Source organism: Roseiconus nitratireducens (assembly GCF_008629675.1).
Taxonomy (GTDB): domain Bacteria; phylum Planctomycetota; class Planctomycetia; order Pirellulales; family Pirellulaceae; genus Stieleria; species Stieleria nitratireducens.
On record NZ_VWOX01000011.1, the window covers coordinates 228,233 to 240,860 of the forward strand.

Annotated in this window: 5 protein-coding genes; 1 reads left to right on the forward strand and 4 read right to left on the reverse strand. The window is 61.0% G+C overall.

Going from position 1 to position 12,628, the window contains the following annotated elements; translation table 11 throughout:
• Positions 1 to 157: 157 nt before the first annotated feature.
• Positions 158 to 6,022, reverse strand: coding sequence for an FG-GAP-like repeat-containing protein (locus FYK55_RS19375; RefSeq protein ID WP_235908821.1), 5,865 nt, complete (start codon positions 6,020 to 6,022; stop codon positions 158 to 160).
• Between the two features lie 294 nt (positions 6,023 to 6,316).
• Here FYK55_RS19375 and FYK55_RS19380 point away from each other — a divergent pair, with 294 nt between their 5' ends.
• Positions 6,317 to 6,670 carry a hypothetical protein gene (locus tag FYK55_RS19380; protein WP_150078096.1) on the forward strand — a complete coding sequence of 118 codons (354 nt, stop codon included), beginning with the start codon at positions 6,317 to 6,319 and terminating at the stop codon, positions 6,668 to 6,670.
• Between the two features lie 60 nt (positions 6,671 to 6,730).
• Here the strand turns inward: FYK55_RS19380 and FYK55_RS19385 are convergent, their stop codons facing one another.
• The 3 genes from FYK55_RS19385 to FYK55_RS19395 form a co-directional block, all read right to left on the reverse strand.
• On the reverse strand, positions 6,731 to 9,904 hold the full coding sequence (locus FYK55_RS19385; protein ID WP_150078097.1) for an error-prone DNA polymerase: 3,174 nt from the start codon (positions 9,902 to 9,904) through the stop codon (positions 6,731 to 6,733).
• A gap of 200 nt (positions 9,905 to 10,104) precedes the next feature.
• Complete coding sequence (locus FYK55_RS19390; RefSeq protein WP_150078098.1) at positions 10,105 to 11,064, reverse strand: CvpA family protein; 960 nt, start codon at positions 11,062 to 11,064, stop codon at positions 10,105 to 10,107.
• 228 nt (positions 11,065 to 11,292) lie between these two features.
• Positions 11,293 to 12,534, reverse strand: a complete 1,242-nt coding sequence (locus tag FYK55_RS19395) for a DUF1559 domain-containing protein (RefSeq protein ID WP_150078099.1) — start codon at positions 12,532 to 12,534, stop codon at positions 11,293 to 11,295.
• Positions 12,535 to 12,628: the final 94 nt, after the last annotated feature.

The window sequence follows — 12,628 nt, forward strand, 5'->3', positions numbered from 1 at the left end:
AAGCAGGCGACGCCGAACGTTCGCTCACGCTGCTTGCGTCGCATTGTAAGCCGGTCCCCAGCTCACGCCAAAACCAACCCGCGCCACAACCCTGTCTTTGATCAGGCGACAAACGCGGCAAGATGAGCACGGTTGATCTCCCGCCGTGTTCAGCTCGTTACCAGGCCGTCCCTACCAATCCGTCCGTCAGGATTTCATCGATGGCCTGGACCCGGTCCGCCGACGCATCGTCCAAATCTGCCTGCCCGGCATCCGAATCGGTCAGTGCAACCTCCGAATTTAATATCGCGGACGTGCGATCTGATTCCGAACGCGCCGCTGGCATCGGCGGCCGCCACGTTGCTTCGTTCTCGTCGTGCACGACTCGTGGGAACACGATCGGTGGCGGATCATTCTGTGACGAAGATGAGGTCGGCTTTGCCAGGAAGTCCGAAAGAAACAGCGTGTTCGAGTCGATGACGGATTCCGCCGACCCACGCGATGACTCGATGCGACGCGCGATTTCATTGATGACCTGCAATGCGTCCAACGCCGTGATCCGGTCATCGCCGGTCACATCAAAGAACTGGAATGACTCCAGGACCACCTGATCCAAGGGCCGGATCGTGCCCTGCGACTCAGGATCATCATCGCTGAAAGCACGCCGCGCCAGCTCATTGATCACCACCAGCGCGTCAATTGCGGACACCTGCCCGCTGGCGTTGACGTCGTATCGATTGATCGGGTTGGAGTAACCGTTGGGATGTGCCGCCTGTCGATCTTGGCCCTGACGGGTGTACTGCCACACCAGCGTGTCCAACCGAACGATCACGCCGGTGAATTGCCAGGTCGCATCAAGATCCCATCCGGCATCCTCGGGATGCAAAACCAAGACATCCGCGACAACCAGCGAATCGGTTGCCGTCAGGTAGCCGGCGGCGGACGCCGTCACTTCAATCGTCTCGGCGGCGTTGACCGATAGATCGTCGATCGCTGCAATCGGCACTGGCGCCGACTCGAGCGCACCATCCACAATCGTCAACGAGGTCGGCACGCCGATCCGATCGGCGCCTGCGACGGCCAAGTCCACGACCAAATCACCCCGCGGATCGGTTCGTCGGACGACCAGCGATGTCTCGCCACCGAACTCCGAAATCGTCGCATCAGCCAGCAGCAGTTCCAACGGTTCATGATCGAGGATCTCGATCGTGGACGTTCCGGGCTGGTACCCCGACCCGCTTGCGGTGACCTGCACCGTCACGGGCCCCTCGAGTTGATCGTCATCGATCGCTTGGAACGCCACCGGAACCGAGCTCAGCTGTCCGTCGAAAAGGGTGACGATGATTGGCAACTGGAACTGTTCTGGCTGATCGCTATTCAACGCGACGACCAGATTCCCGCGCGGATCGGTGCGCGTCACCGTCAACGTGCTGGTCCCGCCCGATTCCGAAATTGCGGGATCGGCAAACGTGACGCTCAGTTGCTCCGCATCGGTGACGTCAAGCGATCGAACTCCCTCGTAGCGGACAAATCCCCGCGTCATGGAGTACAGCTGGGCGGCTGCGACCAGGGTGACTGTTTGGGTTCCATCGACAAATGGGTCGTCGATTGCGGAGATCGTGATCGGATCGGAAGACATTTTGCCGTCCGGAATGATGACCGAGGTTTGCACGTTCAATGAACTCGGATCGCTGTTGCTCAACGAGATCCGCAGTTCGCCATCGGCGTCCTCGCGCGTGATCCGCAGGGTCGCCGTTCCGCCGGACTCGGAAATCGATTCTCGATCGAACGATAGCGTCAGCGGGCTCGGCTGGCTGCGATCGATGCCGAACGCCGCGCGATAGTCCCCACCGCGACGGCCATCCCCGGAAGCCCGGTCCGCATAGACCGACCAGACCGTCGTGCCGTTGATATTGGAATCCAAATACTCACCGTCCAGAAGGTTGCCTCGTGAATCGCGAATCCCCTCAGCCTGCCCGTCCAGTTCGACCAGATAAAAGCCCTCGTCCAGAGGTGTGGCGGGCTGAAAGATGGCGGTCAGCGTCGCCGCATCCCATTCGATGCTGCCGTCGGCATCCTGCAGAATGAGATCCTGGGAATCGAAAAAGTGCGCGTCTTGCGAGTATCGCACCCGCACCGTGTCCACCGTCAGCGTGGTCGGATCGACCGGGTTGCTGAACGTCCATCGAATGTCCTCGCGGTCCGCGGCGGGCTGGACCTGCCCGGGCTGGAAATTCATGTCGACGACGGACACGCCGTGACGCAGTGACATCGGGGCGATCTGGAAGGTTTCATCCAAAACCGTCGTCTGGCCGGATTCATCCAGCAGCGTCGCGCGGATCTTGTACCACCCCGGATGCAAGTAGCCGCGAGTGAACACGGTGTAGTCCCCCTGCTCGATCGACCGGTCATAGTCACGCTGGTAGTAGACGTCGACCGGCACGCGATAGTCATCGGCCGTGTCGAATGCCCCGTCCGGACCGGCAGCGGTGACGATGGGACGACTCCGCTGGGCGGCGATGACATCCAAGGGATCATCGAAGCGCACATCCAACACGTGCGAACTGTAATCCGATTGGGTGACGATCAATTGCCTGACCTGTGCCGGCGTGATGTCCAGGGAATCCACGGTAAACGAATAAGGCAACGCACCGCCCGGCACGCCATCACCGGAGATGGAAGGGAACCGCAATCCGTTCGTTTCGCCATCCAAGACATTGCCGCGGGTATCCGTCAATCCGTCCAGCGTCACCGTGTAAGTATCCGGTGGCAGAGGCTGATGGCCGCGCCAGATCAGCAGGTTTTTCAGCGGATCGAACACGGCATTTCCCAACTGTGGCCCCGTGGCCGCACCAACAACACGGATGGTTTGAGCATTGATCGATTGCGGATCCAACGTGTCGTTCATCCAAAAAAGCAACTGCCGAGTCTGGTCGATGACTTCGTCTTGCTGAGGTGAAGCGCGGCGGACACGTGGACCGTCGTTGTCGAATGCGTCCGTCGGAGCGACTTTCAAGCGGTACTTTCCGACCGTTCCGAATTGCGAAACGACGTCGATCCGATACGTGCCTGACTCCTCGAAGGTGTGAACCAGATAGGGATCGACCGAATCGATTGCGGTGTCCCGGTCCATCGCGGATTCATTGGCTGCAACGACCTGCCCCGCCGGACCGACAATGATCAAACCTGCGTCCAGCGGGTATTGAAGCTCCGCCGCGTCCACATCAATCGCGTACGTTTCTCCTGCAACCACCTGCAAGGAATAGCTTTCGATTTCCGACGCATCGTCAATGGAACTGTGAACCACGACGCGATCGTTTCTCCGGTCGTTCTCAATCTGCGGCATCAAACGAAGCGTGTCACTGCCGCTGTCGACCACCCAGATGTCAGACCGTTGGTCGGCGTCCCAATCGGTGACGAAGACGCCCGCCTCGTTGTCGCCCCCGGGATCAAATTGAATGGGGCGACTGAAGCGACCCTCACCCAGATTGATCAGGATTTCAACGATCGAGGCATTCTGCACGGGCAACACCAGATCGATCTTGCCGTCATCGTTGACGTCAGCGCCTTCCATCGCATAGACGCCCGGCGTGCTCTCCAGCGGATCGAGCGAAAACAACTGCAGTCCGCCGTCCCCGTCGCTCACGAATCGCTCAATCCGTCCGGTTTCGCGGCTGATCGTCGCGACGTCGGGATAGGCGTCCGCGTTCAGATCCAGAAACACCAGATCCTGAGGATGGATCGGCACGCCCACCGCTGAGCCGAAGGCAAAGCTGCCATCCGGTCGTCCCAAAAAACTGGTGATCCGGCTACCGAGTCCATCAGCAACCAACAGATCGGTCATCCCGTCATTGTCCAGGTCGGCCAGTTCCACTTCGTTGGCGCGTCGTCCTCCCGTCTCCAGCGTTTCGGTCAACAGAAAGGTCCCATCACCGGCTCCGGTCAGAATCGAAACGTTCGCGGTAAAGTAATTCGCCACGGCAAGATCGGGATGGCCATCACGATTGAAGTCGCCCGTGGCAATCGAACCAGGGCGGTCTCCGGCCGAGAACCCGCCGGCGTAGACGAATTGACGATCGGCGGCACCCAAAAAAACATCGACGGTGCCGTCAACGACATAGTTGGCGTGGACCAGATCATCAAATCCGTCACCGTTGACATCAGCGGCCAACGCGGTTCCGGCAAAGATCGCGTCAGGACCGGTGTCCAGTTGGGTCGGCGGCGACAGTCCACCGCCATCCTGGCCGAACAAGACGCTTAGCGTTTGATCGCCACGGTTGACGGTCACCAAATCCTTGATTCCGTCGTTATCAAAGTCACCGGCGATCACGCGGTGCGGATCGGCGCCAACCGAATACACCGGGCCCGACGCATATTCCAATTCCATTTCCCGGAGGCCGGCGTTCAAGTCGATCAGGGAATCGTCTCCGACAGGTCGGCGGATCTGGCTTCCCGATTGCAAGACCCAATCCGCCTGATCAACGTGGTTCGCAACAACACCCGTTGCGACCTCTCCCGTGACGAATCCGAAATCAGTCCCCGGGAAGAGCGTTTTGCCGAAGTTCTCCCAGGCCACCTGCTGCAAGGGGTTCCGAGCGTGATTGAGCGTGGTGGCGTGACCGATCTCGTGGTTGATGTTCCCGGTCGGAAACCCGCGAACCGAATCCGCAATCGAAGAACCGATCGCGGTCCGAAAACCGAAGCTTCCTCCGCCCGAGTTCCCCTGACCTTCAAACACCCCGACTCCCTGCGATATGTACTGCCACCTGTCAGTCGGCAGTTCGGTCGTCACATCGACGTCGTAGCGATCGTAGGTCGCTTCGAAATGCGACACCAGGAAGGGAATGTTTTGCGGATCTTCAAACGCGGCGTCGAAAGTTCGACCGCGATGCTCGGGCAACTGTTGGGTGAAATCAAAAAAGTACAACGGAACGTCGCGCTGATCGGCGAACGTATCAATCGCCGCGCCACTGATTGCGTAGGGACCGAAACCGATCGATGACGTGGCCTGGATCACCAGGTAGTAAACGCCGGGTGTCGACAGCAACGGCATGTGGTTGTAGTCAAAACGGCTGGCATCGGCGTAGGCAATCAGTTGCCCCCATTCGTTAAACAGACTCAAACGCCGACCGGCCAACGATAAATCGTCCGTTCCCGAATACCGCAAATCGAATCGCAGACTTTCCAACCCGCTGCCCTGGATCTGATACACGTCGACATCCTGCAGACTTTCCAACACGCCGGCGCGTCCCGAAACACTCGCAGTGACTGGCCACAACGCGGAATGGTTTTCGAACCGATCGCCCAGTTCAGCAACGATCTCCGTCTGGTCCAGCGTGCGAAGAGTGCCGGCGTAAGGCGTCGGTGACGATTGGGCCGACGGCAATGTCAGCGTGAAGAAATACGTTCCTGCTTCGGGCACCTCCGCAATGATGCCCTGACCCAGAGAGTCCGTAGCCAAAATCAAACCATCGGCATCGGACAAGGTGATGGTCGGTGGCGACACCGCGCCGGCCAGATCCAAGACGACAACTTGGCCGGCCTGGGCAGCAAATGAAAACGTATCGTGATCGTCCGCGTTCTGGAGGGTTCCGCGAAAGTCCCTTGACGCGGGGAGCGGAGTCGCCTGTCCCGAATCGTTGTTGGGTTCCGATTCTTCGATCCCATCGAATCGATTGATGGTCGCCGTGATCGCATAGTCCTCGTTGGGCAGCCCAAATCGGTTGCCCGTGTGAACCCGCAGGAAATGATCACCTGTCTCCGCGGCGACGAAGATGCTGCGGAAGATGTCGATCGAAGGAATCTGCACCGCGCCCGATGGATCCACCAAATCAAAGGCGACGAAGGGCTGGCGATCACCGCCTTGGCTATCGGCGTACGCCGGATCGACGTACAGCGCATCGCCGGTGGAAAGCGGAATTCGAAAAAAATCTTCGTCCTCAAGCGAAGCAAACGAACCTCGCAACACGCCCGATTGCAGCACCTCGGTCGCCGCCGCCAAGTCATCATTGGGCTCGACCTCCGCCACGTCGGCGGCGAGCATTCGGCGGGTTTCGAGACGTTCGATTCGGAATCGGCGACGCATTTCCAGTGACTGATGCTTCTGTCCGGCACGGGCCTAAGGGACTTTCTGGCTTCGACGACCCGATCCTGACGCGCTAGCGTTTCAGATCGAGGCTTGACGGTGCGGGGCCGAGCGGGATACCCGAGATCCACCCACGAGGCCCGCTTAGGATAAGCTAAATGCCAGCGCATTTCGACAACGCAACAGCGACCTGAACCGTGAATCAACGGATCGCCCTTGCGCTGTGACCGCCGTTCTTCCACCGCTTCTTGCATGTCGCTGAACCCGTACGATCCGCCCAGCGAACCCCTGTCGCCCGCAGCGACGGTGCGACCGTTCCCGACGCTAGCGGCAACGATTCACCTGACCTTGATCGGCGTGTTGGCACTGGGGATGGCTTGGAAGATCGCCAAAGCGCCGGACCATCTGATCGGTGTGGCATTGCTCTGCGGACTGTTTTTTTCCCTGCCATACATCTGTTCTTTTCTGGGCGCGATGGCAGCCATCATGGTCCGAAACCACTCATACGCCGATCAATTTCGACGCTTCCTGGAGCTGTTCCTCACGGGCATGATCCTTTTCGACCTGATGTTCATCGGAATCATCCTGTTCGCGGCCAATTCGTGATTGCCCCGGCACGTCCCGCGTGCCCGACGTCCATCCGAGCTACCGATTGTGTTTGCCGCGCTAGCGAAAGTCGCGGGAACGGATCGAGAGCCCCGAGACCTGGGTGGACAGGTCGGTGATCCGACCGACGATCACGTGGATCACGTTTTGACGGTTTTCCAATTTGCCGTCGACCAACCAGGCGTTGCTGGTCCGGGCCACGCGGAAGAAGCGTTCCCAGACCTTCGGAAACAGCACCAGATTGATCGGCCCGGTTTCATCCTCCAACGTCACGAAGGTGATCCCCTTGGCGGTGCCCGGGCGCTGGCGCAACAAGACCAGCCCGGCGACCTTGACGTGCCGCCCGTCACGCAGGTGGGGAAGTTGATCGGCGCGGACGCATCGCAGCTGTTCCAGTTCGTCCCGCACAAAGGACATCGGATGGTCCCTCAAGCTCAATCCGGTCGTCCCGTAATCGGCGTAGACTTCTTCCAGCGGCGTCATCGGTGCCAGGTCATCGGGCAACGGGTCGTCATCATCGACCGCTTGCAACAACGGTGCTTCGTCCGCGTCGGCCGCCTGACCCAGCGATTGCCAGACGGCGGCGCGCCGATCGCCCGCGACGGTTGCCAGCGCATCGGCGTCGGCCAGCAAGGACACCACGGCCTGGCCGATCCGTCCTCTGCGGCTCAGCTCCGCCACGTCACGGTAGGGGCCGTGACGTTGACGTTCGCGCACCACCGCCTCGGCGGCCGACTGCGGCAGTCCCCGGATCGTGTTCAACCCCAATCGCAGTGCCGGATGGTTGCGATCTTGACCTTCTTCAAGGGTCGTTTCCCAATCGCTGTGATTGACATCCACCGGCCGGATCTCCACGCCTTGGTTGCGGGCGTCGCCGACCAGTTGGGCCGGTGCGTAAAAGCCCATCGGCTGGCTGTTGAGCAACGCGGCGCAGAACGCTGCCGGATAGTGGCACTTCAGGTAGGAAGAAGCGTAGACCAACAGCGCGAAACTGGCCGCGTGCGACTCGGGGAATCCGTATTCACCGAATCCGCGAATCTGGTGAAAGACCTGCTCGGCAAATTTCCCCGTCAGACCGTTGCGTCGCATGCCCTCGAGCAATTTGACGCGAAAGTTGTCGATCACGCCGGGGCGTCGCCACGCGGCCATGGCGCGACGCAACTGATCCGCCTCGCCCGGCGTGAAGCCCGCAGCGACGACCGCCAATCGCATGGCCTGTTCCTGAAAGATCGGCACGCCCAACGTCTTTTCCAACACGCGTCGGACGGCATCGTTGGGGTACACCACCTCACTCGGATTCTCGCGAGCTTTGAGAAACGGGTGCACCATGTCACCCTGGATCGGCCCGGGACGCACGATCGCGACCTCGATCACCAGGTCATAAAAACAGCGCGGTCGCAGTCGCGGCAACATGCTCATCTGGGCGCGGCTTTCAATCTGAAACACGCCCATCGTCTCGGCACGACAAATCATGTCGTAGGTCGCTTTGTCTCCGTGCGGCAGCGTCGAGAGGGACCAGTCGTCGCCGTGGTGGTCCGCAACGATCTGAAAACAGCGTCGGATGGCCGAAAGCATCCCCAAGGCCAGCACGTCCACCTTCAAAATGCCCAGCTCGTCCAAATCATCTTTGTCCCATTGGATGACGGTCCGACCCGGCATTGCCGCGTTCTCGATCGGACACAGTTCGCAGAGTTTCCCGGCGGTCATCACCATCCCGCCAACATGTTGTGAAAGATGGCGGGGAAATCCGACCAGCGTCCGCACCAGGTATTCGAACCGCCGACCGGTATCCGATTCCGGATCCAGCCCGCACGCCAGCATGCCGGAGGGCAGAGCGTCCAAGGAGTATTCGCTGCCGGCGATCTTGGAAAGCGAGTCGATCAGATCGGCCGAAAGTCCCAGGGCCTTGCCGACCTCGCGGATAGCACTCTTGCTGCGATACGTGGTCACGGTTGCCGTCATCCCGGCGCGGTCACGTCCATACTTTTCGTACAGGTACTGCAGCACCTCCTCGCGACGCTGGTGTTCGAAATCCACGTCGATGTCCGGCGCCTCGTTTCTTTCGCGGCTGATGAAGCGTTCGAACAACAGATCGGTGCGCGTGGGATCAACGCTGGTCACCCCCAGACAGTAACAAACGACCGAATTTGCCGCGCTGCCGCGACCCTGGCACAGGATCCCGCGGTCGCGGGCAAATCGCACCATGTCCCACACGGTCAAGAAGTAGGCTTCGTATTGAAGCTCCTGGATCAATTGCAACTCGTGCCGAAGGTTGTCGATCACGCGCTCGGGAACTCCACCCGGCCAACGTTGCTTCGCGCCCTCCCACGTCAAACGTTTGAGGTGTTCAAACAACGTCATCCCGGAAGGCGCGATCTCTTCGGGGTACTCGTATCGCAACTCATCCAGCGAGAACGTGCAACGTTCCGCGATCTCCCACGTCCGCTCGATCGCGCCGGGAACTTCGCCGAAAAGCTCCTCGATCTCCGCCAACGTTCGCAAGTGGTGCTGGCTGTTCGAAAATCGCTGCGCATGCACCTGATCGATTCGGGCGCCGTGGCGGATGGCGGTCACGCAATCATGCATCAACATCCGCTCGGCGGTGTGGTAGGCGACGTCTCCCGAAGCGACCAACGGCACTCCCGACCGCTGTGACAATTGGTGCAGCCGTTGGATCACCGATCGGTCATCGACACCGCGATGAAGTGCGGCCAGCAGATAAGCCGAATTGCCGAAAGCCCGACGAAACTCCCCTCGCAGGAATGCCACCGTAACCTCCGCCGGATCGTCCGCGCCGCTGTGCCCGTCCGCGCCGCTGTGCCCGTCCGCGCCGCTGGGCCCGTCCGCGCCCGGCTCGGCCGTGGGCAACGCACCGGCGATCATGCCCTCACGAAACTCCAACACGTCAGCCCACTCCAAACGGCACTCCCCCTTGGGACTGCGCAGCCGTCCCCGGGAAAGCAGCTGGCACAACCGCCCGTAGGCATTTCGGTCGGTCGGCCACAACACCAGCGACGGCGCATCCATCGGATGGATTTCCGCACCGACGATGTATTTGAGCCCCAGATCGCGGGCGGCCCCAAAGCCGCGCACCACACCGGCCAAGGATTGGGTGTCGGTCAAGGCCAGTCCGCCGTAGCCCAGCTCCGCGGCCCGGGCCACCAATTCGTCGGGATGCGATGCGCCGCAAAGAAAAGAGAAATTGCTTTTGCAGTGGAGTTCGACGTAGCGCATGGGGGTTACGTTACGCCGGTCGGCGCGGACGGGCAACCGAGCTTGGACGTCGACCGCGAAGTCTGGGCCGGTGACGGCCGGGTGGATACCGTCCGCCAGAGTTGCTGCCAGGCAGAGCCTGGAAGAACAGTCGGTTCCAAGGCCGGAGCCTTGGAACCAGAAGACGTCCGCCGCCAAGGCGGGCGATGGCCGTCGTCCGGCTACATGGCCGGTGCCGGTTCTTGATCGACACTCAATAGGACACGCTTGGCGCGCTCGCGAAAGTCCTGGCGGTCGACCAGCTGCAACAGCGCGGGATGGCTCATCAACCGCATCAACATCGGCCGGTCAATCGGCCGCTCCTGCTGCAGGAAGGCTTGGACCTCCGGATCACGGCGGAGTTCATCCAGGGCACGCTGGAAGGAGGGATCCTTCTGCAGCTGAACGATCTGTGGATGCTTCAACAACTGGTCGACGTTCTTCGGCTGAGAGAGTGTTTGCACGGATCGTTGGACCTGCTTGATCTGGGCGAGGGCCTCGACGCGTTCAAACGGATTGTGCTGCTCCACCAGCGGTCCCATCACGCTGGTCTGGGTCTTCGCAGCCATCGCGTCCATTGCCGCATTCAGCCGTCCGGCCCGGCGTTGATCGTTTTCGGTCGTGGGACGCAGACTGATCAGGCCACCCAGCACGACCAACACGATCACGGCTCCTTCGATCAGCCCGAATCCAAATCCCAAGGAACAATTGAGTGCCGAAAGCCGACGTCGCCGCGCCAGAAACGCGCGGCTGACCAGCCCCAGCAGAAGCGTCACAATCAGCGAAATCCCCACACCGACCGCTGCAATGCACAGAATGCGGTTGGTCAAACCGGACGTCCCGAACTGAGCCGCGAACCGCTGTTCCCAGGCCATCCCCAATGCGGGGGCGAAGTAGATCGCCGCGGTCAGGGCCACGATCGAAGCGGAGATCCGGGCCAGCCCCACACGAAAACCGATCCCGGCGCAGCACATCACGGTCAGAATCCCGCCGGCGGCGATCCAGTCCTGGCGACCGATGTAGTACCCGGCCGAGATCAGCGTGGCCAACAACAGCGGGTAAAACACCCACCCGGACATTCGGATCGGGGCGTTCGGATCGGGACGCAGGTAGGTCGATCGTGAGCGGGAACGGAAGGCCATCTTCGGTGTCGGACAAGGAGGGATGGGGAGCAAAAAGACGCGCAACCATACCTTAAAGATCGGCCTGACGACTGAAGCTCTTCCCAACTGGCATCCAGCCGGGCATCAAAACGCCGCGTGTTCACCGCGTTTGTTCACCATCGACCCCACCTTGCCGGCGTATTCTCTTGTCGGCGCACGCTCTTGCCGGCATACTCTGGCACCGGCGGAGGGGTAAGAGGCATCCAGTCAATCCAGACGATCTGAGATCACTTCGTGACTGGCGCGCGTCCCAAGGGCCCCCCACAATCCGTACGGACTGGGCGAGCCCGGAGCCCGACTGCCACCGCGCCCCCGGCGCACGGTTCCGGCGGACGAATCCCCCGCTTCGATGGAATCACTGAAAAACTGCACCGCCCCGTCGCCCATCAGAACGTGGACCCCGCCCGGGTGACGACTGCTCGGTGGACAGATTCCGTTCCCGGTGTCCCCGATCGCCAAGCACACTTCATCGTTGGGTGGCAGGATCGTGTTCATCACGGAGTACGGAAAGCAGCCGCTGGCCCACCGAAACCCGCGAGCCTGATTGGCGGCAACCAGATCCGTGACCGACGGATTCCAATGCGCGGGGCGTTGTGGATCGATCTCCGGTCGACAGGTCAGCGGATGGTCTTGAACCTGCGTGAACCCCTGACCGCCCATCGGATGCGTCGTTGCAGCCCGGTCACCCAGATCGGTCGCTATCTCCGCGGCCATCACGGTGTTGGACAAACCGTCCAGCACGTCGCGAAACCTCATCGAACGGCGGGTGACGAAGAATCCGCGCCCGGAGGCCCGGATCTCCTCGCTTCTCCAAGCGGGGATCTGTTGCAGATCGCTGTCGTAGGCTCCTCCGTCATGATGCCGCACCGCGTCACCCAGACATGCGGCAACATTCGTGCGGCCCATCGACGGCAAACCAAATCCGGGATCACTGGGACAACGCAGGATCACCAGCTCGGTCATCCAGGGCGGGTAGGCCGTGTTGCGATCGTTGACGCCGCTGCCGTGCTGGTTGGATTCGTCGGTCGGCGTCGGCCCCATCGCGGGCCAAGGCGGCGTGCGCGTGGTTCCCGGATAACTTAAATCCGTTGCATTGGGATTGGCGATTTCCTCCCACAGCCCTTGCTGTTCCAAAAACGGCGTCAACGGAACGAAGATGCTTAACATCATTCGATTGGAAACATCCCCTGGCTCCCACCAACGCCCCAGTGCCGGCTGCGGACGGGTGCCTCCCATGTGCATCGGCAAGCGCCGGTAAGCCGCATGGTAGTGGTGGATTGCCAATCCGACCTGTTTGAAACGATTGCCACAACTCATCCGACGCGCCGCCTCGCGGGCGGCCTGCACGGCCGGCAACAATAGCGCGACCAGGACGCCGATGATGGCGATCACCACAAGCAATTCGACCAACGTAAAGCCGCCGGCCCCGTGGGCGGGTTTTGCGTTCATCTGATAGTTCTCTCGAAACGTGGAATGCGAGCTGTCAAAAGAAAAGGCCCACCCGGGAAAGCAACACCCGTGCGGCCACCTGGGCGATCCGAAA